Genomic DNA, 21,559 nt, shown 5'->3' with positions numbered 1-21,559 from the left:
GGACGGAACGGGGGACCGGGACCACGGGGGATCACGGGGATCTCGGGGGATCACGGGGAAAGCGCCGGACCGGCGCGGCTCAGGGGGAACAGAGCCGCGCCGGACCGGCCTTTTTCCCCCGCCCGTACGTCTTGCCCGTACGTTCACCCGTGCGTCTCGTCCGTACGTCTTGCCCGTACGTTCACCCGTGCGTCTCGCCCTCAGGGTGCACCCGTACGGTCCGGACCTACGCGTCAGCGCCCGCCGACCCGGCCGTGCAGCAGCCGCGAAAGCGCCGCGTGCACCTCGTCGAGCGAGCGCTCCGGCTGGAACGCCTGCCAGTCCAGTGCCGCCACCAGCACCATCCCCACCAGCGCCGCCGCCGTCAGCGGAATGTCGATCTCATCGCTCAGCTCACCGCGCTCGACGGCCTCCCCGATCACCGTCTCGACGACCGCGACCGCCTCCTGGCGCACCACCAGCAGCGTCGACTGCCAGGCCCGGTTGGTGCGCCACAGCTCGGCGACGTACAGCTGCGTGAAGGCCGGATAGCGGTCGATGAACTCCAGACCGGCCCTGATCATCGCGTCCAGCGATTCGACCCGGCTGCCGCCGCGCTCCGCCGTCGCCTCGGCGGCGGTCCGCAGCGAGGACGTGAGGAGCCCGACGCCGTGCCGCAGCAACTCCTCGAACAGATCCGTCTTGCTCTTGAAGTTGTAGTAGACCGTGCCCTTGGCGACCCCGGCGCGCTCGGCGATCTCGTCCACCGTGGTCGCCGAGAAGCCCTGCTCGGCGATGAGGGTCACGGCGGCCTCGTAGAGCTTCTGGCGGGTGGCCCGGCGGCGGCTGCTGCTGCTGTCCATGGGGAGATTCTCACAGGCTCAGCTCCGGGTGCAGCCGGTCGAGGGTCCACACCTGCTTCCTCCGCGCGGATACGGCGGTCAGCGCCAGCGCGCCCGCGGTGAAGGCGGTGAGGACGGCGCAGGCCTGCCCCACCGGACCGAGACCGCCGCCCGTGATGAGCCGGCGCAGCGCGTCGACGACGTAACTCATCGGCAGGAAGGGGTGGATGGCGCCGAAGAAACCCGGACTCGTCTGCACGGGATACGTGCCGCCGGCGGAGGTCAGCTGCAGCATCAGCAGCGCCAGGACGAGAAGGCGCCCGGCGGGACCGAAGCGCGCGACCAGCCACTGGACGATCGCGGTGAAACAGCAGGTGACCAGCGCGAGGAAGCCGACCGTTCCGGCGGCGCGCGCCATCTTCAGGCCGATCGCCCAGTGCAGTACGGAGATCAGCGCGGCCACCTGGACCAGGCCGATCGCGGCGACCGGCAGCCAGCCCGCGAGGGCGACCCGCCAGGCGGCGGCGCCGGCCGCCAGCGCGCGCCGGTTCAGCGGCTGGATCAGCATGTACGCCACCATCGCGCCCACCCAGAGGGAGAGTGGGATGAAGTACGGGGCGAAGCCGGTGCCGTAGTTGGGCGCGGGGTGCAGCGAACGGGAGGCGAGCTGGACGGGGTCGGCCATCACACCCGTGTGCCGGTCCCGGTCGGAGCTGTCGTAGTCGGGGATCCGGCCCACGCCGTCATGGAGACCGCCGGCCAACTCGGCCGATCCGCCGGCGAGCTGGAAGAGGCCACCGTCGAGGGTGCTCGCGCCGTCGCTGAGCCTGCCGATACCCGTGTCGAGGGTGGTCGCGCCGTTCCGGGCGTCGGTGAGGCCGGCGCGCAGCCGCTCCGCGCCCTGGGCGACCTTCCGCGCGCCGGTGTCGAGCGCGTTGATCCGGGCGACGGCGGTTTCCAGGTCCTCGTCCAGACGCGGCGCGCGCTCGGCGAGTCCGGTCGCCCGGTCGTGCAGGGTGGCGAGTTGGCCGTCGAGCTTCCTCAGGTCGCCGTCGGCGCTCGTCACCAGGCCGTTGACGTCGTCGGCGACGGCGGCCACATCGGCCGCCGCTTTCCTCGCGCGGCTCAGGGGCGGGCAGACGTCGGGGTCGGGGGCGGGCCGGTCCGCGCAGCGTGAGGCGTGGACGGCGTCCAGTTCGGCGGCGGCCCGGTGCGCGGCGGTCGCGGCGGCGGGCGCGGCCTTCACGAACGCGTCGAGGTTGTCCCGTATCGCCTGCGAGGAGTCCGCGACCAGCCGGGCCGTGTCACCGATGGCCTTCCCGTTGTCCGACAGATACGGACGGACCTGGCCGGCCGCGCCGTTGACCTGTGCGGCGAGCGACCGGGTGCCGTCGGCGACCTGCCGGGCGCCGGTCTCCAGATCGCCCGCGCCGGTGCCGAGCTTCGTCAGCCCGGCGGCCAGTTGACCGCTGCCGTCCTCGGCGGTCCGCAGTCCGTCCACGAGATCCCTGGATCCCTGCTCCGCCTTTCCGATACCGCCCGTGAGCTCGTCGGCCCCCTGGGCGGCCTTCGCGGTGGCGTCATGGATGTCGGAGAAGGAGATGAAGATCCTGTCGAGGAAGGAGCGGGAGGCGTTCGTCGACGCGGCGGTCCGCACCTCGGAGAACACCGTGCGGGAGATCTGGCCGACGATGTAGTTGTTGGCGTCGTTCGTCCGCACCTGGAGCGCGCCCGTCTCGGGGAGATCGCCCGAACTGGAGGCGATCCGCTCGCTGAGATCGGCCGGCATGGTCAGGGAGAGGTAGTACGAGCCGTCCTCCACCCCCGCACGGGCCTCGGCCGCGCTCACCTCGTGCCAGGCGAACACCGCGCTGTCGCGCAGCCCACGGGTGATCTCGTCGCCCGCCGTGATCTTCTGTCCCGAAGCGGTGGCGCCCCGGTCGTCGTTGACGAGCGCGACGGGTATCCGGTCGAGACGCCCGTACGGGTCCCAGAACGACCACAGGTACAGCGCTCCGTACAGCAGCGGGAGCAGCGTGATCGCGACGAGCGCGGCGCGCGGCAGCTTTCCCCTGCCGAACCGCTTCAGCTCAAGCGCGGCCAGTCGTGGCGAACGCATCTGCCGCTCCTTCCCGGTAGGTGGCGGTGCCAGTGTCAGTGCCAGTGCCAGTGCCCGTGCCCGTGGCGGCGGTGTCGGTGCTGCCCGCGACGACACCGCCCGTGATGACGACGGTGTCCGCGCCCGTGGGCGCCTGGCCGCACACGGCGAGCACGGTCGTGCCGCCCTCCGCCACCGATCGCAGCAGCGCCCACGCCCGGGCGCGGTCGGCGTCGGAGAGCTTGAGGTCCAGGTCGTCCACCGCGAGCAGCAGGGGCCGGCCGATCAGCGCCAGGGCGATCGAGAGGCGCAGCGCTTCGAGCCGCTCCAGATCACGCACCGGGGTCCGCTCGCCCTTCGGCAGGGCGGCCGGGTCGAGACCGGCCGCGGCGAGTGCTCCCGCGATACGGTCCCGGGTCTCCGCCGCCCGCTCGGCGCGCGGGCGGGCGAGCCGGCGCAGCAGGGCGCGCGGTGATCCTTCGAACCGGCGCCGCAGCAGGGCCCGTTCACGCAGATGCTCGGCGACGGTCAGGGCCGGATCGAGATCGCTGACGCCGGGGACGGGTCCGAGGGCGCTGATCCGGCGTACGGCGGCCAGGGAGCGCGGCAGGGGGAGGCCGCCGACCTCCGCGCGGCCCTCGGTGGGACGCATACGGCCGGTGAGCGCGAGCAGCAGGCAGGTGCGGCCTGAGCCCGAGGGACCCGTGATCGCGACGAGCGCGCCGGGCCCGGCGGTGACCCGGACATGACGGAACGCCCAGCCGCGGGGGCCCTTCAGCCCGAAGTTCTCGGCGACGACGGCCGCGCCGCGCGCACCGGCACCGCTGCCGTCCCGGTCCTGGTCCCCGTCCGCCCGTTCGCCGTCCCTGGTCCTGTCCCTGTCCCGGTCCCCGCTCGCGCCCCCGTCCGCATGCTTGCCGTCCCCGCCCGCCCGGTCGCCTTCCCGGCTCTCCATGGCACCCTCCCGATGCTTTTGTACTGACCAGTCAGTACAGAAAGCTACTCCGAACGGATGGGCCGGGCAAAGCCGCAGGCAGAAGCCCGGCGCGATGACGTGGGATTCCGCCCGCGGCCTCCGCGCCCGCCATGGCCCGGACAGCTCCGCTCCGCACGGGCGAACTCCGTTGAACCGCCTGGTCGGAGCCGATTGTCAGTGGCGCCCCGCACGATGGGGACATACGGCCACCGTGCCGTGACACGACGACAGGAGGTTCGTCATGGGCAGTTCCTCCCCCAGTCCCGCACCCCGGCGCCGTACAGGCGGCCCCATACCCTCGTTGACCGGCCCGCCGGCCGACGTCCATCCCGTGCCGCGACGGGCCGCCGCGCCCCCCGCCGCCCTCGATCTCCTCGCCAAGGCCCGTGCCGGGCTCGACGAGGCCGCCACCCTGGACGCTCCGAACGAGCGCTACGCCACGGCCCACCTCGCCGCCCTGCGTACCGCCGCGGCGGTGCTCGCGGCCCGGGGGCGCCCCGAGACGGCGGCGCGGCCGCGTGGGCGCATCAGGAGTGCCTGGGAGGTCCTTCCCGAGATCGCACCCGAACTGTCCGAGTGGAGTGGCCTCTTCGCCTCGGGCGCCCCGCGCAGGGCGCGCGCCGAGGCGGGCATCCGGTCGGCGGCGAGCAGCCGTGACGCCGACGACCTCCTGCGCGACGTGACCCTGTTCCTGCGTCTGGTCGAACGGCTCCTGGTGCTCGAACCCGTCCTGCCCGAGCCCGGACCCGAGCGGCCGCCGCGAGGTGAGGGAGCCGGGTGAGGCAATAGGGTGGGCGGAGCCCGTACACCGTTCACGCCCGCCGTCAGGCGCGGCATCGCGCCGAGGAGTCAACTGCCGTGTCGGACCCTTCCCCCGCCTTCGGTGGGGAGACGCCTTCGCGCCCCCGTGGCTCCCTCCGTACCGCGGTGGTCTGGGAGGTCCTCAAGGACGCTCTGGACCGCCGGGCCAAGGCCGCCGGCACGGGCGTCCTGGACGTGCTCGACACCGGCGGCGGTACGGGTAACTTCGCGGTGCCCGTCGCCCGGCTCGGCCACCGGGTGACCGTCGTCGACCCCAGCCCCAACGCGCTCTTCGCGCTGGAGCGCCGGGCCGCCGAGGGCGGGGTCGCCGAGCGGGTACGCGGGGTGCAGGGCGACATCCACGGCCTCTTCGACGTGGTCGAGCGCGGCGGCTTCGACGCGGTGCTGTGCCACGGCGTCCTGGAGTACGTGGACGACCCGGCCGCGGACGTGCGGAACGCCGTCGACGCGCTCCGCCCTGCCGGGTCGCTCAGCCTGCTCGCCGCCGGTCTCGGTGGCGCCGTCCTGGCCAGGGCGCTCGCCGGGCACTTCAGCGACGCCCGCCAGGCGCTCACGGACCCGGCGGGCCGCTGGGGCGAGGGCGACCCGGTGCCGAGGCGTTTCACCGCCGAGCAGCTGACCCGGCTCGTCGGCGGAGCCGGCCTGCGGGTCGGTGCCGTACACGGCGTACGGGTCTTCGCGGACCTCGTCCCCGGGGGCCTCGTGGACACCCAGCCAGGGGCGCTGGACGCCCTGCTGAAGCTGGAGGCGGCCGCCGCCGAGCTGCCCGCTTTCCACTCCATCGCCACCCAGCTGCACGTCCTGGGCGAGAAGCGCGACTGACCGGCGCCGCCGGGAAGCGCCCGGAGCCGGTTCGGAGTCCGTCCTGAGCCCGTCCCGGGCCGCTGATCGCCGGGCTGATCAGCGGCGCAGCCGTGCACGGAGTCGGCTGCTGGACCACCGGCCGAGCGCTCGGCGCCGTATGATCGGAGTACACCATCCGGCATGACGGATCGATGGTTGGGGAATCAACGCCTCAGCGGCCGAATCGGCATGGCGGCCCGGAATAGCGAAATGGCGTTGAGGGCGGGTTTCACGGGGGCGGTTCCCTGCCTATTCTTGAAGGGGCCGCATACCGGTCGCCCCCCGCGACCGACGACTAGGAGGACTCCGTGCCGCTCTCGGAGCACGAGCAGCGAATGCTCGAGCAAATGGAGCGAGCGCTGTACGCCGAAGATCCCAAGTTCGCGACAGCGCTTGAGGGAAGCGGGCTGCGTACATACACCCGGCGACGGGTCTATCAGGCAGTCGCAGGCTTTCTGGTGGGTATCGCGCTCCTCATGGCCGGAATGGTCGCCCAGCAGATCTGGATCAGCGTGGTGGGCTTCCTCGTCATGCTCGGCTGTGCGGTCCTCGCGGTCACCGGGTGGCGAAAAGCACCCAAACCAGGTGAACAACAGGCGGCGGGCGGCGGTGCGGCAGGCCGTCCACCATCCCGATCCCGTCGCTCGATGATGGACCGGATCGAGCAGCGCTGGCAGCGCCGCCGTGACGAACAGGGCCAATGAGTTTCCGGGACTGAGTCTGTGGGACTGAGTCTCCGGGACTGAGTCCCCGCCGACGATCGACTTCCACGACTGTGACCGCGAGGCTGAGGGGCGAACGCACGACGCGTTCGCCCCTCAGCCTCGTTCACGCCCCTCAGCCTCGTTCACGCCCCTCAGCCTCGTTCACGCCCCTCAGCCTTGTTCACACCCCGGCCCCGTGCACAGCCCGGCGGGTCAGCTCCGCAGGCGGGCGGGGAGCAGGCGGTGGAAACCCCAGCGGGACCTGAGCGACGCCCAGCGGTCGGAGACCTCCCAGATCACCCGAATGGACGAGCGTGGCGCGAGGAGCGCCCGCAACCGCGTCCGGCGTCCGGCCGAGGCCCGCAGTCCTTCGCGGATCCGCCGGGCATCCTCGGCGAGACCGGTGCCCTGCCGTGGCCGGGGCGCGTACAGCACGTGCTCCACCGAGCCGGACACCCGGTACACCGCGTCGGCCGCCGGGCCCTCCAGCCGGCCCAGCCGCACGATCCGGCCCGCCGCCGCCCGTGGTGTCCGCGCGTCGTCCGGCACGATGCCGTGGTCCCACGCCGTATCGGTGATCTCCCGCCAGACCGCGAGCGTCCGCGCCGTGGCGTCCGCCGCCGTACGCCCGCCGGAACCAAGCCGCCGGGCCCGTACTCTGACCCGCCACACCAGCGGCAGCAGCGCGAGCAGCAGAACGGCCGCGGCGCCCAGAGCGATGGCGACCACGGCGCCCGCCGGAGGGTCCGTCCGTGCCGGCGGCAGCGCCTCTCCAGGAGCGAGCGCGCCGCACTCGGCCGGCCGCCGCGACTGCGCCGTACAGCTGTCCGAGGCGGACGGTGCCACGGATGGTGCGGCGGAGGTCCCGTCGTCCGGCCGCAGGGGATCGTTCGGGCTGCCGGGCAACGCCTCGGCGATGGTGTAGTCGGGCGTGCTGCCCCGGCTCGGGGTCGGCTCGAAGCGGGTCCACCCCACCCCCTCGAAATACAGCTCCGGCCAGGCGTGCGCGTCGCTCAGCCCGACGGACATCGTGCCGTCCGGCTGCGGCGTACCGGGCGTGAAGCCCACCGCCACCCGCGCCGGGATCCCCAGCGTGCGGGCCATCGCCGCCATCGTGAAGGAGAAGTGGACGCAGAAGCCCTCTCTGTTGCGCAGGAAGCGGGTGATGGCCGCGATGCCGGTGCCGGAATCCACCTGGGTGTCGTAGCTGAAGCCGCCCTCCAGCGCGAACCAGTCCTGCAGCTTGACGGCCCGCTCGTAGTCGTTCGCCGCCCCCGTGGTCACATCGAGGGCGGTCGACTTCACCACCTCAGGGAGGTCCGCGGGGACCTTGGTGTACTCCCGGCGCAGCGAGGACGGGGCCTGGGGCGCCGTGGCGAGCTGCTCCCGGGTGGGATTCACCAGCAGACTGCTGACCTCGTACCGCGCACCCCGCGTCGACTGGCCGCGATCACCCACCAGCGTCCGGCCCGTGGGTTCGAAGCGCCAGCGCCCGTTGATCTTCACCCCGGTCGCCGGATACGGCATCGGCAGGTAGTTCTGCCGGTACCAGGTGGCGGCCGAGACGGTGGTCGTGACCTCGGTGGCGGCGACATCGGGCCGCAGCCCCGGAACGTCGGGCAGCCGGCCGGGAACGTTGTCGACCGCACGCTCCGAGAACCGCCAGGATGTCCCGTCGAACTTGTCCAGCGCCATGATCCGCAGGTACAGGTTCTCGGTGCCTTCCGCGTTCGTCCGGTAGCGCAGCGCCTCGCGGTCCTCCGGCTGATTCAGATCGTCCTGGAGCGAGACCAGCGGATTCACCGCGGAGATGACGCCTCCCCGGCCCGGCCCCGAGCCGTCGGCGCCGGCGGCACCGGTCAGCAGTCCGCCGTCCAGAGCGGGCAGTGCGGCCGGGACCACCAGCGCGAACCCCAGCGCCACCGCGCCGATGCGCCGTCCGGTACGGACCGGTCCCCGTGCCCGGCTGCCGTCCAGGGCGGGGAAACGGCCGGGCGCGCGCGGTCCGCCGCCGAACACCCGGCCCCACTGGGAGAGCCGGTCCCGGCCCTCGGCCAGAAGCAGCAGCAGATAGCCGGCGGCCGCGAGCAGGAACCAGAGCCCGCCGGAACCGCCGGAGAGCCCGGCGGCCACCGAGTAGAGGGCGAGCAGCGGCAGCCCGGCCGGGGCCGCGCCCCGGAAGGTCACCGCGAGGACGTCCACCGCGAGCCCGATGACCAGCACGCCGCCGATCAGCATCATCCTGATGCCGTCGGTGGCCGGCGCCGGAATCGCGTACCGCCCGGCGTCGTCGACGCCCGCCGTCACCAGCCGGCCGAACTCCGCGAACACCCCGGGCGTCGGCAGGACGCCGAGCAGCGCCCGATCCCCGGCGAAAACCACCGTGAGCATCAGCAGCGCGGCGACGGCCTGCGGCGCCACTGTCAGCGACCGCGCCGGCGACACCCTCCGGGCCAGCGCGCCCACCCCGCTCACGATCGCCGTCATGACCGCGGCCTGGACGAACCAGGAAGCCGGTTCGACCACCTGCAGCAGGGAGCCCGCCGTCATCAGCGTGGCGGCCATGGCGCACAGCGCCAGCCGTCCGCGACCACTCATGACCCTCCTCCGGAAACGCCCGCGCCGCCCTCGACAGCCGGGCCGCCCCCGCCGCCCGAGTCGGACGTCTGCCGCGCGGCCTGCCGCCACAACTCCGGCAGCGCCGCCCCTGATGTCACGGCGAGGGCCGTCCAGCCCGCCTCCCGCAGCTGCCGCAGCCGCGCCTCCACCCGCTCACCGGATCCGTGGCCCTCCGCCCAGCCGGCGCTGTCGAGCACGAAGGCGACGGCGGCGCCGCCGCGCCGCCGCATCCCGGCCGCCACCGCGGCCTGTTCCTCGTCCAGATCGCCGAAGAAGGCCACCAGCAGCCCTTCGGTGGAGCCGCGCAGCACCTCGTGCGCACGCGACAGCCCCGCCTCCCCGGAGTGGTCGACGACCGCGAGGGTGTCCATCATCAGCCCGGCCGTGTCGGCCGCCCCCTGAGCGGTCCCGGCGTAACCGTCCGGCCCCTCGCCCGGCACCGAACGGCCGGAATCCGTCAACAGCCTTACCGAGAAGCCCCGTTCCAGCAGGTGTACCAGTGTGGAGGCCGCGCCCGACACCGCCCACTCGAAGGCCGAGTCGGGCCCCGCGCCCTGGTAGCCGCCGCGCCGGGTGTCGAGAAGTACCGTGCACCCGGCCCGCCGCGGCTGTTCCTCTCGGCGCACCATCAACTCGCCGTAGCGGGCGGTGGAACGCCAGTGCACCCGGCGCAGGTCGTCGCCGTGGCGGTAGCCGCGCGGGATCACGTCGTCCTCGCCGGCCGGCGACAGCGACCGCTGCCGCCCGTCGCCGTACCCCGCGGACTCGCCCCCGAGCCGTACCGGCGGCAGTGGTTCGGTACGCGGAACGACGGTCAGGGTGTCGTACGCGCTGAACGAGCGCGTCAGTTCACACATCCCGAAGGGATCACTCAGCCGCAACTGCAGCGGTCCGAGCGGATACCGGCCGCGCAGGTCCGAGCGGACCCGGTACGACACCTCGCGCCGGCCACCCGGCTCCACCCGGTCCAGCACGAAGCGCGGGCGCGGGCCGAGCACGTACGGGACTCGGTCCTGGAGCATCAGCAGCCCGGTGGGCAGCCGCGTCACGTTGTCCATCCGCAGCCGTACCCGCGCCTCCGTACCCGCCGGTACCCGGGAAGGCGACAGCTCCCTGCTGCCCGAGACCCGGTAGCGCGTGCGGTACAGGACCGCCGCGCACAGCGGCGGCAGCACGGCGAGCAGCAGCCCCACGCGCAGCAGATCGGAGAGTCCCAGGACGTAGGAGCAGGCGGCCGCCGCGATCCCGGCGGCGAGGAACGACCGGCCGCGCGTGGTCAGCCCGGAGAGCGCGGCCCACAGCCCCCGCCCGTCCCGGCCTCCCGGGGCGGCGCGCCCCCCTGCCTCCGTCACAGCCGGCGCCTGGCGGGCCGTCCGAAGAGCGCCCCGCCGGGCGCCGGGTGACCGGGGGTCCGGCCGCCGTCCGCGGTGGGCACCGGGGTGCCCTGAAGGATTTCCCCCACCACCCGCTCCGCGGTACGGCGGTTCAACTGGGCCTGGGCCGTGGGGAGCAGCCGGTGGGCGAGCACCGCCACCGCCAGGGCCTGTACGTCGTCCGGCAGGACGTAGTCCCGCCCGCTCAGCGCCGCCGAGGCTTTCGCCGCGCGCAGCAGATGGAGCGTCGCGCGCGGTGAGGCCCCGAGTCTGAGATCCGGGTGGGTGCGGGTCGCCCCGACCAGCGCGACGGCGTACCGCTGGACGGAGTCGGCGACATGGACCGAGCGCACGGCCTCGACCAGCTTCACGATCTCGTGCGCGTGGGCCACCGGCTGGAGGTCGTCCAGCGGGGAGGTCCCGCCGTGCGTGTCCAGCATCCGCAGCTCGGCCTCCGCGCTCGGGTAGCCGATCGACACCCGGGCCATGAAGCGGTCGCGCTGCGCCTCGGGCAGCGGATACGTGCCTTCCATCTCCACCGGGTTCTGGGTGGCCACCACCATGAAGGGGCTGGGCAGTTCGTAGGTCTGCCCGTCGATGGTGACCTGGCGCTCCTCCATGGACTCCAGGAGCGCGGACTGGGTCTTGGGCGAGGCCCGGTTGATCTCGTCGCCGATCACTATCTGGGCGAAGATCGCGCCCGGCTTGAACTCGAAGTCCCGCCGCTGCTGGTCGTAGATGGACACCCCGGTGATGTCCGAGGGCAGCAGGTCGGGAGTGAACTGGATACGCCGCACCGAACAGTCGACGGAGCGCGCGAGCGCTTTCGCCAGCATGGTCTTGCCCACGCCGGGGACGTCCTCGATCAGCAGATGTCCCTCGGCGAGCAGCACGGTCAGCGAAAGCCGTACGACCTCCGGCTTGCCCTCGATCACACCCTCCACCGACGCGCGGACCCGTTCCGCTGTGGTGGTCAGATCAGTGAGGCTCGCTCGATCGTCATAGGTCGTCACCGGCCCTCCTCGGCCCTTTCCACGGGCCGATGATCATCAGACGGCCCGGCCCTCCCCAACGCGGACACCGTCTCCGGAAGGCTCCGGAACACTGCCCAGGAGCATTCTTGTTGCCGTTACCGCTTTGTGTCACTCGCCTGTGGATAACTCGGCGCGATATGCCGGTATTGCTGTCTTATCGGGTCTGTGTGGAGCCTGTGCGGGGCCGGCGTCAGGGTGGTCGGGTGCTCAGCCGGCGGGATCGATCTCCCGCAGCAGGCCGGACTTCACATCGAAGACGAAGCCGCGCACATCGTCGGTGTGCGGGAGGAAGGGCGAGGTGAGTATGCGGCGCATCGACTGCCGTACGTCCTGGTCGACATCGCGGAACGCCTCCACCGCCCAGGCCGGCCGCTGCCCGACCTCCATCTCCAGCTCGTGCCGGAATTCCTCGGTGAGGGTCTCCAGGCCGCAGCCGGTGTGGTGGATGAGGACGACGCTGCGGGTGCCCAGCGCCCGCTGGCTGATGGTGAGGGAGCGGATGACGTCATCGGTGACCACGCCGCCCGCGTTGCGGATGGTGTGGCAGTCGCCGAGCGAGAGGCCGAGCGCGTCGTGCAGATCGAGCCGGGCGTCCATGCAGGCGACCACGGCGACCCGCAGCACGGGCCGCGCGTCCATCCCCGGGTCGCTGAAGCCGGCGGCGTAGTGGTGGTTCGCCTCGACGAGACGGTCGGTGACCGTCCGGTCGGGCTCCGCGGGCAGGTGTGCGGAAGTCGACATACCTATGACGGTACTGGTCAGGCGGGGGTGTGGCCCGCTGTGAGACTGGACAAAAAACGTCAACACACCTTGGTGTGAGCTAACCCACACGGGCGAGTGAGAGGCGCCCGAACGGGTGAACTATGCCGTTGTCGGACCTCTGGTGAGTGACCCTTTCGACGCGCTGGCCGGTTGAGTGACCGAGAGCGGGTTGAGCGAGTGGACTAAAGTGACGCGAAGTTCACGGACCCGTCCCGAACTCATCCGAACACATTCGAACTCATCCCGTTTTCCCCGCGTGTGCGGCGTACGTGCGGCTCGGCTCTCCTCCCGCTCGGTGGTACGTACGGCCGCGCCGGACCTGAGAGGGCGCATGAACCAGGCACGACATGTCCCGGTGATGCTCCGGCGGTGCCTCGACCTGCTGGCCCCCGCTCTCGCCCAGCCCGGTGCGGTGGTCGTCGACTGCACCCTCGGCCTCGGCGGACACAGCGAAGCACTGCTCACCACCTTCCCCTCCGCACGGCTGATCGCGCTCGACCGCGACAAGGAGGCACTCCGCCTCTCCGGCGAGCGGCTCGCCCCGTTCGGCGACCGGGCCACCCTGGTGCACGCCGTCTACGACGAACTGCCCGAGGTCCTCGACCGGCTGGGTATCCCGCGTGTCCAGGGCGTCCTCTTCGACCTCGGCGTCTCCTCGATGCAGCTCGACGAGGCCGACCGCGGCTTCGCGTACGCCCAGGACTCCCCGCTCGACATGCGGATGGACCAGACGGCCGGTGTCAGCGCCGCCGAGGTCCTCAACACCTACCCGCCCGGCGAACTCGTCCGGATCCTGCGCGCGTACGGCGAGGAGAAGCAGGCCAAGCGGATCGTCTCCGCCGTCGTCAAGGAGCGCGACAAGGAGCCCTTCACGCACAGCGCCCGGCTCGTCGAACTGATCCGGGACGCACTGCCGCAGGCCGCCAAGCGCACCGGCGGCAACCCTGCCAAGCGCACCTTCCAGGCGCTGCGTATCGAGGTCAACGGCGAACTGTCCGTGCTGGAGGAGGCGATCCCGGCCGCCGTGAAGACCCTCGCCGTCGACGGCCGCATCGCGGTCCTCTCGTACCACTCGCTGGAGGACCGCCTGGTCAAGCAGGTCTTCGCGGCCGGCGCGGCCAACACCGCGCCACCCGGCCTGCCCGTCGTCCCCGAGCGGTACCAGCCCCGCCTCGAACTGCTCACCCGTGGCGCCGAACTCCCCACCGAGGAAGAGGTCGCCGAGAACCGCCGGGCGGCCCCGGCCCGGCTGCGGGGGGCGCGGCGGATCCGGGAGGACGTTCTGTGAGCGGACCGGCCAAGCAGTTGAAGGGGCGGGCCGCCCGGCTCGCCCGGCTGATGCCCTCCGGATCCAGCTCGGCCGCCCGTACCCCCTTCGTCCTGCTGGTCGTCCTGCTCCTCGGCGGCGGCCTGATCACCCTGCTGCTGCTGAACTCCTCCCTCAACGAGGGCTCGTTCCGGCTCAGCGAACTGAAGAAGCGCACCACCGACCTCACCGACGAACAGCAGGCGCTGCAACGGGACGTGGACGACCACTCCGCCCCCGACGCGCTGGAGCGGCGGGCCCGCCGGCTCGGCATGGTGCCCGGCGGCAGCCCCGCCTTCCTCAACTCCGACGGCACGGTCCGCGGCGTCCCCGGCGAGGCCGAACCGCTGCCGCCCGCCACGCAGGCGCCTCCGGAGCACACCCCGGCCGCGGCGTCCTCGGCGTCCTCGCTGACGGTCCCCGCCTCCCCTCCGGCCCCGGCCGGCTCTCCCGTGACGGCGCCCCCGGGCGCCCCCGCGCAGAGCCCCGGCAAGCCGGCCCCGACGACCTCCGGCAGGTGACGCAGTGCCCCCCAAGGAACCACCGCGCCGCCGGGTGCCGGGCCCCGCGCGCTCCGGCAACGGAGGCCGTTCCCGGCCCGCCGCCAACCGGTCCGCCGCGAACCGGCGCCCGCGCGCCGGGGCCCGCCCCCCGCGCCCGCTCCGGCTCGGCAATCCCCGCCCCCGACTGCGTCTCGTCGGCCTCGGCCTGACCCTCGTGATGCTGGTCTTCGTCGTCCGGCTGCTCCAGGTACAGGCCGTCGACGCGAGCGCGTACGCCGCCAAGGCGGAGAAGAACCGCTACCTCAGCCACACGATCACCGCCGAGCGCGGCGAGATCACCGACCGCTCCGGCATCGCCCTCGCCGACAGCGTCGACGCGTACGACATCACCGCCGACCCGTTCATGTTCACCCCCGGCTTCAGCAAGGTCCCGGACGCCCCGGAGCAGGCCGCCGCACTGCTCGCCCCCATCCTCGGGGCGGACGCCGGCGACCTGGTGAAGAAGCTCAAGGCCCCCAAGTCCCGCTACGCGGTGCTGGCCCGCCGCCAGACCCCGCAGGTCTGGAACCAGATCAAGGACATCAAGGGCGTCCTCGCCGAGAAGGCGAGCAAGGAGAGGACCGCCGAAGGCCCCGCCGTCAGCGTGCTGGCCGGCGTCTTCCAGGAGGCCACCAGCAAGCGGGTGTACCCGAACGGCGACCTCGCCTCCGGGATACTGGGTTACGTCAACGCGGCCGGTCAGGGCGCCGGCGGCGTGGAGTCCATGCTCGACAAGGAACTGGCCGGCGAGGACGGACGGGTCACCTACACCCAGTCCGGCGGCCGCCGCGTGCCCACCGCCAGTTCCCGCGAGAAGCCCGCGGTGCCCGGCTCCGACATCGAGCTGACCATCGACCGGGACATCCAGTGGGCCGCCCAGCAGGCCATCGCCGACCAGGTGGGGGAATCCAATGCGGACCGCGGCTATGTGATGGTCCAGAACGCCAGGACCGGCGAGGTCCTCGCCATGGCCAACGCCCCGGGCTTCGACCCCAACGACCTCTCCCAGGCCAACGCCGCCTCCATGGGCAACGCGGCACTCCAGGACGCGTACGAGCCCGGATCCACCGCCAAGGTGATGTCCATGGCCGCCGTGCTGGAGGAGAAGGTCGCGACCCCCCGCACCCATGTCATCGTCCCCAACCGGCTGCACCGCGGCGACCGGCTCTTCAAGGACGACATCGACCACCCCACCTGGAACCTCACACTCAACGGCGTCCTCGCCAAGTCCAGCAACATCGGCACCATCCTGGCGACCGGCCGGCTCGGCCCCACGCAGCCGGTGGCCAACAAGGTCCTCCACGAGTACCTCAGCAGGTTCGGCATCGGCCGTCCCACCGGTCTCGGCTATCCGGGCGAGACCCAGGGCATCCTCGCCGAGCCGCAGGACTGGTCCACCTCGCAGCAGTACACGATCCCCTTCGGCCAGGGCCTCTCCCTCAACGCCATGCAGGCCGCCTCCGTCTACTCGACCATCGCCAACGACGGCGTACGGATCGAACCCACCCTGATCCGCGGCACCCGGGGCCCCGACGGCCGCTTCACCCCGGCCCCCGCCCCCAAGAAGACCCGCGTGGTCAGCGAGAAGACCGCGAAGACGGTCGCCACCATGCTGGAGTCCGTCGTCGGGAACGAGGAGGGTACGGGCACCAAGGCCCGCATCCCCGGCTACCGCGTGGCGGGCAAGACCGGTACGGCCAACCGGGTCGACCCGGAGCTGGGTCGCTACCGGGGCTACACCGCCTCCTTCGCGGGCTTCGCGCCCGCCGACAACCCGCAGATCACCGTCTACTGCGCCATCCAGAACCCCACCAGGGGCAGCTATTTCGGCGGACAGATCTGCGGACCCATCTACAAGAAGGTCATGGAGTTCGCGCTCAAGACCCTGCAGGTCGCCCCGACCGGCAGTGAACCCGCCCGGCTGCCGGTCACCTTCAAACCCGGCGAGTGACCCCAGGGAAAGCCCCAGTGACAACCATCACCCCCCGTCCCGGGAACCGCGAGGAACCCGCCGCGCACGCGCCCCCCTCACGTGGCCCGGGCCCCGCCACGGCCGGTACGCTCACCGCCGTGTCACACGCTGATCAGTACCGAACCACCCCGAAGGACGCCTCTGTGAACCATCCGGGGACGCCCCGTCCGGCCCGGCTCCGCCCGATCTCCCTCGACGAGCTGGCCGCCCGGCTGGGCGCCGAGGCGCCCGCCCCCGGGGAGGCGAAGGGCCCGGGCGAAGCCACCGGCATCACCCACGACTCGCGGGCCGTACGCCCCGGGGACGTGTACGCCGCCCTGCCCGGCGCCCGCTTCCACGGCGCCGACTTCGCCGCCCAGGCGGCGGACCTCGGCGCCACCGCTATCCTCACCGACCCGGCGGGCGCCGAGCGGGCCGCCGCCACCGGGCTGCCGCTCCTCGTCGTCCCCGACCCCCGGGGCTCCATGGGCGAACTCGCCGCCGAGATCTACGGGCGCCCCGGCGCCGATCTCCTCCAGATCGGCATCACCGGCACCTCCGGCAAGACCACCACGGCGTATCTCGTCGAGGGAGGACTGCGCGGCGCCGGCCACCGCACCGGCCTGATCGGCACCGTCGAGATGCGGATCGACGACGAACGCATCAAGTCCGAACGCACCACCCCGGAAGCCACCGACCTCCAGGCACTCTTCGCCGTCATGCGCGAGCGCGGCGTCGAATCGGTCGCCATGGAGGTCTCCAGCCACGCTCTGGTGCTCGGCCGGGTCGACGGCTGCGTGTTCGACGTCGCCGTCTTCAACAACCTCAGCCCGGAGCACATGGAGTTCCACTCCGGCATGGAGGACTACTTCCAGGCGAAGGCACAGCTCTTCACCCCCCCGCGCAGCAGGACCGGCGTGGTGAACTTCGACGACGAGTACGGCCGCAGGCTCATCACCGAGGCGACCGTCCCCGTCACCACCTTCTCCGCCGAGGGCCACCCGGACGCCGACTGGCGTGCCGAGGACGTCGAAGTCGGCTCGCACGGCTCCACGTTCACCGCCGTCGGCCCCAAGGGCGAGCGCGTCAGGGCCGAGGCGCCGCTGCCCGGCCCGTTCAACGTCGCCAACACCCTGGCCGCTGTGGTCACCCTCGCCGTCGCCGGGATCGACCCGGGGACCGCCGCCGACGGCATCGCCGCCGTCCCCGGGGTGCCGGGGAGGCTGGAGCGCGTGGAAGCGGGCCAGCCGTACCTCGCCGTCGTCGACTACGCCCACAAGACGGACGCCGTCGAATCGGTCCTGCGCTCCCTGCGCAAGGTCACCGAGGGCAAGCTGCACATCGTGCTCGGCTGCGGCGGCGACCGCGACGAGACCAAGCGCGGGCCGATGGGCGCGGCCGCCGCCCGGCTCGCCGACACCGCCGTACTCACCTCCGACAACCCACGCTCCGAGGACCCGCTCGCCATCCTCGCGGCGATGCTCGCCGGCGCCGCCGAGGTGCCGATCCACGAGCGCGGCGACGTCCTCGTCGACGCCGACCGGGCCTGTGCCATCGCCGGTGTGGTCGCCCGCGCCCAGGCCGGCGACACCGTGCTGATCGCCGGCAAGGGACACGAGCAGGGCCAGGACATCGCCGGGGTGGTACGCCCCTTCGACGACCGCCAGGTCCTGCGCGAAGCCATCGAGCGCCACCACGGGCACCGCCACGAGAACAACAGTCAGGGATGACCCAGTGATCGCCCTCTCCCTCGCCGAGATCGCCGCCATCGTCGGCGGGCAGCCGCACGACATACCGGATCCGACCGTCCGCGTCACCGGCCCCGTCGTCTACGACTCCCGCAAGGTCGCGCCAGGCAGTCTCTTCGCCGCCTTCGCGGGCGAGCGCGTCGACGGCCACGACTACGCGCGCGGCGCCGTCGAGGCGGGCTCGGTGGCCGTTCTGGCCACCCGCCCCCTCGACGGTGTCCCCGTCCTCGTCGTCGACGACGTCGTCCGTGCCCTCGGAGCGCTCGCCAAGGCCGTCGTGGAGAGCCTCGGCGCCACCGTGGTCGCGCTCACCGGCTCGGCCGGCAAGACCAGCACCAAGGACCTGATCGCGCAGCTCCTGAACCGCGCGGGGCCCACCATCTGGCCCGAGGGCAACCTCAACAACGAGATCGGACTGCCGATCACCGCGCTGCGGGCCGTCGAGGACACCCGCTACCTGGTCCTCGAAATGGGCGCCCGGTACATCGGCGACATCCGCTACCTCACCGGACTCGTCCCGCCGAGGATCGGCCTGGTCCTGAACGTCGGCACCGCCCACATCGGCGAATTCGGCGGCCGGGAGCAGATCGCCCAGGCCAAGGGCGAGATGGTGGAGTCCCTCCCGTCGGCGGCCGACGGCGGTGTGGCGGTCCTCAACGCCGACGATCCGCTCGTTCGCGCCATGACATCGCGCACCACGGCCCGCACCGTCCTCTTCGGAGAGTCAGACGAAGCAGACGTACGGGCAGAGAACGTCCACCTCACCGAGACCGGACAGGCCGCTTTCCGGCTTCGAACACCCTCCGGGTGCAGCGACGTGAAGCTGCGGCTGTACGGTGAGCACCACGTGTCGAACGCGCTTGCCGCGGCCGCCGTCGCTCATGAGTTGGGCATGTCCGTCGACGAGATCGCCGTGGCGCTCTCCGAGGCGGGAACCCTCTCCCGCTGGCGTATGGAGGTCACGGAGCGCTCGGACGGCGTGACGATCGTCAACGACGCCTACAACGCGAACCCTGAATCCATGAAAGCGGCGCTCCGCGCGCTGGCCGCCATGGGCGGTGCCACACGGGCCACGGGGGGCCGTACGTGGGCGGTGCTGGGCCAGATGGCCGAGCTGGGGGACGAATCGCTCGCCGAGCACGACGCGGTCGGACGGCTTGTCGTCCGGCTCAACGTCAGCAAGCTCGTCGCAGTCGGGGGCAGGGAAGCGTCCTGGCTGCAACTGGGCGCTTACAACGAGGGTTCGTGGGGTGAGGAGTCGGTGCACGTGTCCGACGCGGAAGCGGCGGTCGACCTGTTGCGCAGTGAACTGCGTCCGGGAGACGTCGTGCTGGTGAAGGCTTCGAGGTCGGTCGGTCTTGAGCGGGTCGCCCAGGCGCTGCTCGAGAACACCGAGGGCGAGGTCACCGGCCGATGAGGCAGATCCTCTTCGCGGGAGCCATCGGGCTCTTCCTGACCCTGATCGGCACACCGCTGCTGATCAAGCTCCTGGCCCGCAAGGGATACGGGCAGTTCATCCGGGACGACGGCCCGCGCAGCCACGGCAGCAAGAAGGGCACGCCCACGATGGGCGGCATCGCCTTCATCCTGGCCACGCTCATCGCGTACGCCCTGTCGAAGGTCCTCACCGGTGAGGACCCGACCTTCTCGGGTGTGCTGGTCCTCTTCCTGATGGCCGGCATGGGTCTCGTCGGTTTCCTCGACGACTACATCAAGATCGTGAAGCAGCGGTCGCTGGGTCTGCGGGCCAAGGCCAAGATGGCGGGCCAGCTGATCGTCGGTATCGCCTTCGCGCTGCTGTCGCTCCAGTTCGCCGACGCCCGGGGTAACACCCCCGCCTCCACCAAGCTGTCGTTCGTCACGGACTTCGGCTGGTCGATCGGCCCGGTGCTGTTCGTGGTCTGGGCGCTCTTCATGATCCTCGCGATGTCCAACGGCGTGAACCTGACGGACGGGCTGGACGGCCTCGCCACCGGCGCCTCGGTGATGGTCTTCGGCGCGTACACCTTCATCGGCCTGTGGCAGTTCCAGGAGTCCTGCGCCAACGCGGCGACCCTGACCAACCCCAACGCCTGTTTCGAGGTCCGGGATCCACTCGACCTCGCGGTCGTGGCCTCCGCGCTGATGGGCTCCTGCTTCGGGTTCCTGTGGTGGAACACCTCACCCGCCAAGATCTTCATGGGCGACACCGGATCGCTGGCGCTCGGCGGCGCGCTCGCCGGCCTGGCGATCGTCTCCCGTACGGAGTTCCTGCTCGCTCTCCTCGGCGGCCTCTTCGTCCTGATCACCATGTCCGTGGTGATTCAGGTAGGTTCCTTCAAGATGACCGGAAAGCGCGTTTTCCGGATGGCGCCACTCCAGCACCACTTCGAACTCAAGGGGTGGTCGGAAGTCCTGGTCGTGGTCCGTTTCTGGATCATCCAGGGCATGTGCGTGATCGTGGGTCTGGGTCTCTTCTACGCGGGCTGGGCGGCCGATAAGTGAACTGGCACGGCAAGCGGGTCACCGTCGCGGGTCTCGGAGTCTCCGGGATCCCGGCGGCCCGGGTTCTCCACCAACTCGGCGCCGAGGTCACCGTCGTCAACGACGGGGACGACGAGCGGGCCCGCGGCCAGGCCGCCGAGCTGGAAAAGCTCGGCGTCACCGTCCGCCTCGGCGACGGGGACACCCTCCCCGAGGGCACCGAACTCGTCGTCACCGCCCCCGGCTGGCGCCCGGACAAGCCCCTCTTCACGGCCGCCTCGGCGGCCGGGGTGGAGATCTGGGGCGATGTCGAGCTGGCCTGGCGGCTGCGCGGCCCCGACGCCGCCCCCTGGTTGGCCGTCACCGGCACCAACGGCAAGACGACGACGGTCAGGATGCTCGCCTCGATCCTGGAGGCGGCGGGGCTGCGTACGGCCGCCGTCGGCAACATCGGCGTCTCGCTGATCGACGCTGTCGCCGGCGAGGAGACGTACGACGTCCTCGCCGTCGAACTCTCCAGCTACCAACTGCACTGGGCGCCGAGCCCGCGCGCCCACTCCGCGGCCGTCCTCAACCTCGCCCCCGACCACCTCGACTGGCACGGCTCCATGGCCGCGTACGCCGCCGACAAGGGCCGGATCTACGAGGGCAACAGCGTCGCCTGCGTCTACAACGCGGCCGACCGGGCCACCGAGGACCTGGTGCGCGAGGCCGACGTCGACGAGGGCTGCCGCGCGATCGGCTTCACCCTCGGCACCCCCGGACCGTCCCAACTCGGCGTCGTGGACGGCATCCTGGTCGACCGCGCCTTCGTCGAGAACCGCCGCGAGCACGCCCAGGAGCTCGCCCAGGTCTCCGACGTGACCCCGCCGGCCCCGCACAACATCGCCAACGCCCTCGCCGCGGCGGCCCTGGCCCGCGCCTACGGCGTCGAGCCCGCCGCCGTACGGGACGGCCTGCGCGCCTTCCGCCCCGACCCGCACCGCATCGAACACGTCGCGGACGTCGCGGACGTCGCGTACGTCGACGACTCCAAGGCCACCAACACCCATGCCGCGGAGGCGTCCCTGGCGGCCTACGATCCGATCGTCTGGATCGCGGGCGGCCTCGCCAAGGGCGCGACCTTCGACGAACTCGTCGCCGCGTCGGCGAAGCGGCTGCGCGGAGTGGTCCTGATCGGCGCCGATCGCGCGCTGATCCGGGAAGCCCTCGCGCGACACGCCCCCGAAGTCCCGGTCGTGGACCTCGACCGGACCGACACTGGGGCGATGTCGGCGGCGGTCCGCGAAGCGGCACGGCTCGCGCGGCCCGGGGACACGGTACTGATGGCCCCGGCCTGTGCCTCGATGGACATGTTCGCCAACTACAACAAGCGAGGCGAGGCGTTCGCGGACGCGGTACGCGCACTCGCCGCCGAGCACGCCTGACCGGCCCGGCCCCGCGCCGAGCCGGCCCGGGGACCGCGGCACCGGCGGTTCCGCCGGGAGCCCCGGATCT

General features: G+C 72.2%; 17 protein-coding genes. 10 read left to right on the top strand and 7 right to left on the bottom strand.

What is annotated here, in order from left to right; genetic code table 11:
* Nucleotides 1–233 precede the first annotated feature (233 nt).
* From ACIBAE_RS08865 to ACIBAE_RS08855, 3 genes are read right to left on the bottom strand one after another with little or no spacing between them, the layout of a single operon-like run.
* The gene (locus ACIBAE_RS08865) at nt 234–842 is read right to left on the bottom strand and encodes a TetR/AcrR family transcriptional regulator (RefSeq protein WP_399283259.1); all 609 of its coding nucleotides are present in this window, start codon (nt 840–842) and stop codon (nt 234–236) included.
* Between the two features lie 10 nt (nt 843–852).
* Nucleotides 853–2,940, bottom strand: a complete 2,088-nt coding sequence (locus tag ACIBAE_RS08860; RefSeq protein ID WP_399283258.1) for a YhgE/Pip family protein — start codon at nt 2,938–2,940, stop codon at nt 853–855.
* A complete protein-coding gene (locus tag ACIBAE_RS08855) occupies nt 2,912–3,874 on the bottom strand; it encodes an ATP-binding cassette domain-containing protein (protein WP_399283256.1) in 963 nt (320 codons plus the stop codon). The genes ACIBAE_RS08860 and ACIBAE_RS08855 overlap by 29 nt, the downstream gene beginning before the upstream one ends.
* 262 nt (nt 3,875–4,136) lie before the next feature.
* On the opposite strand from ACIBAE_RS08855, the gene ACIBAE_RS08850 reads away from it, so the two are divergent.
* The 3 genes from ACIBAE_RS08850 to ACIBAE_RS08840 all read left to right on the top strand — a co-directional run bounded on the left by ACIBAE_RS08850 (nt 4,137) and on the right by ACIBAE_RS08840 (nt 6,264).
* The gene (locus ACIBAE_RS08850; RefSeq protein ID WP_399283255.1) at nt 4,137–4,676 is read left to right on the top strand and encodes an SAV_6107 family HEPN domain-containing protein; all 540 of its coding nucleotides are present in this window, start codon (nt 4,137–4,139) and stop codon (nt 4,674–4,676) included.
* A gap of 77 nt (nt 4,677–4,753) precedes the next feature.
* On the top strand, nt 4,754–5,539 hold the full coding sequence (locus tag ACIBAE_RS08845; protein ID WP_399283254.1) for a methyltransferase: 786 nt from the start codon (nt 4,754–4,756) through the stop codon (nt 5,537–5,539).
* A gap of 329 nt (nt 5,540–5,868) precedes the next feature.
* Nucleotides 5,869–6,264, top strand: a complete 396-nt coding sequence (locus ACIBAE_RS08840; RefSeq protein ID WP_399283252.1) for a DUF3040 domain-containing protein — start codon at nt 5,869–5,871, stop codon at nt 6,262–6,264.
* A 213-nt stretch (nt 6,265–6,477) separates the two neighbouring features.
* On the opposite strand, the gene ACIBAE_RS08835 is transcribed toward ACIBAE_RS08840, so the two are convergent.
* From ACIBAE_RS08835 to ACIBAE_RS08820, 4 genes are all read right to left on the bottom strand, one after another.
* Complete coding sequence (locus ACIBAE_RS08835; RefSeq protein WP_399283250.1) at nt 6,478–8,862, bottom strand: DUF3488 and DUF4129 domain-containing transglutaminase family protein; 2,385 nt, start codon at nt 8,860–8,862, stop codon at nt 6,478–6,480.
* On the bottom strand, nt 8,859–10,235 hold the full coding sequence (locus ACIBAE_RS08830) for a DUF58 domain-containing protein (RefSeq protein WP_399283249.1): 1,377 nt from the start codon (nt 10,233–10,235) through the stop codon (nt 8,859–8,861). Before ACIBAE_RS08830 ends, ACIBAE_RS08835 begins: the two co-directional genes overlap by 4 nt.
* Entirely contained in the window at nt 10,232–11,269 is a 1,038-nt protein-coding gene (locus tag ACIBAE_RS08825; RefSeq protein ID WP_399283248.1) for an AAA family ATPase, read from the bottom strand. The genes ACIBAE_RS08830 and ACIBAE_RS08825 overlap by 4 nt, the downstream gene beginning before the upstream one ends.
* A 228-nt stretch (nt 11,270–11,497) precedes the next feature.
* A complete protein-coding gene (locus tag ACIBAE_RS08820) occupies nt 11,498–12,094 on the bottom strand; it encodes a beta-class carbonic anhydrase (protein WP_399283246.1) in 597 nt (198 codons plus the stop codon).
* A gap of 289 nt (nt 12,095–12,383) precedes the next feature.
* On the opposite strand from ACIBAE_RS08820, the gene rsmH reads away from it, so the two are divergent.
* Genes rsmH through murD form a run of 7 tightly spaced genes read left to right on the top strand, consistent with a single transcriptional unit; the run spans nt 12,384 to nt 21,489 of the window.
* On the top strand, nt 12,384–13,340 hold the full coding sequence (gene rsmH, locus ACIBAE_RS08815; RefSeq protein WP_399283244.1) for a 16S rRNA (cytosine(1402)-N(4))-methyltransferase RsmH: 957 nt from the start codon (nt 12,384–12,386) through the stop codon (nt 13,338–13,340).
* Nucleotides 13,337–13,879, top strand: a complete 543-nt coding sequence (locus tag ACIBAE_RS08810) for a cell division protein FtsL (RefSeq protein WP_399283242.1) — start codon at nt 13,337–13,339, stop codon at nt 13,877–13,879. Before rsmH ends, ACIBAE_RS08810 begins: the two co-directional genes overlap by 4 nt.
* A 4-nt stretch (nt 13,880–13,883) precedes the next feature.
* Nucleotides 13,884–15,851, top strand: coding sequence for a peptidoglycan D,D-transpeptidase FtsI family protein (locus tag ACIBAE_RS08805; RefSeq protein WP_399283241.1), 1,968 nt, complete (start codon nt 13,884–13,886; stop codon nt 15,849–15,851).
* 17 nt (nt 15,852–15,868) lie between these two features.
* On the top strand, nt 15,869–17,581 hold the full coding sequence (locus ACIBAE_RS08800) for a UDP-N-acetylmuramoyl-L-alanyl-D-glutamate--2,6-diaminopimelate ligase (protein ID WP_399283240.1): 1,713 nt from the start codon (nt 15,869–15,871) through the stop codon (nt 17,579–17,581).
* A 4-nt stretch (nt 17,582–17,585) separates the two neighbouring features.
* Entirely contained in the window at nt 17,586–19,016 is a 1,431-nt protein-coding gene (murF, locus tag ACIBAE_RS08795) for a UDP-N-acetylmuramoyl-tripeptide--D-alanyl-D-alanine ligase (RefSeq protein ID WP_399283239.1), read from the top strand.
* Complete coding sequence (mraY, locus tag ACIBAE_RS08790; protein WP_399283238.1) at nt 19,013–20,083, top strand: phospho-N-acetylmuramoyl-pentapeptide-transferase; 1,071 nt, start codon at nt 19,013–19,015, stop codon at nt 20,081–20,083. The genes murF and mraY overlap by 4 nt, the downstream gene beginning before the upstream one ends.
* The gene (murD, locus tag ACIBAE_RS08785) at nt 20,080–21,489 is read left to right on the top strand and encodes a UDP-N-acetylmuramoyl-L-alanine--D-glutamate ligase (protein WP_399283237.1); all 1,410 of its coding nucleotides are present in this window, start codon (nt 20,080–20,082) and stop codon (nt 21,487–21,489) included. Before mraY ends, murD begins: the two co-directional genes overlap by 4 nt.
* Nucleotides 21,490–21,559: the final 70 nt, after the last annotated feature.

The sequence above is a fragment of the Streptomyces sp. NPDC051569 genome (genome assembly GCF_044454085.1).
In the GTDB taxonomy this organism is placed as follows: Bacteria; Actinomycetota; Actinomycetes; order Streptomycetales; family Streptomycetaceae; genus Streptomyces.
Note: the sequence above shows the minus strand (reverse complement) of the source record. Positions and strands in the feature narration are given on the sequence as shown.

Coding starts and splice junctions, on each gene's coding strand:
- ACIBAE_RS08865 (WP_399283259.1), bottom strand. CDS start 842: ATGGACAGCAGCAGCAGCCGCCGCCGGGCCACCCGCCAGAAGCTCTAC.
- ACIBAE_RS08860 (WP_399283258.1), bottom strand. CDS start 2,940: ATGCGTTCGCCACGACTGGCCGCGCTTGAGCTGAAGCGGTTCGGCAGG.
- ACIBAE_RS08855 (WP_399283256.1), bottom strand. CDS start 3,874: ATGGAGAGCCGGGAAGGCGACCGGGCGGGCGGGGACGGCAAGCATGCG.
- ACIBAE_RS08850 (WP_399283255.1), top strand. CDS start 4,137: ATGGGCAGTTCCTCCCCCAGTCCCGCACCCCGGCGCCGTACAGGCGGC.
- ACIBAE_RS08835 (WP_399283250.1), bottom strand. CDS start 8,862: ATGAGTGGTCGCGGACGGCTGGCGCTGTGCGCCATGGCCGCCACGCTG.
- rsmH (WP_399283244.1), top strand. CDS start 12,384: ATGAACCAGGCACGACATGTCCCGGTGATGCTCCGGCGGTGCCTCGAC.
- mraY (WP_399283238.1), top strand. CDS start 19,013: ATGAGGCAGATCCTCTTCGCGGGAGCCATCGGGCTCTTCCTGACCCTG.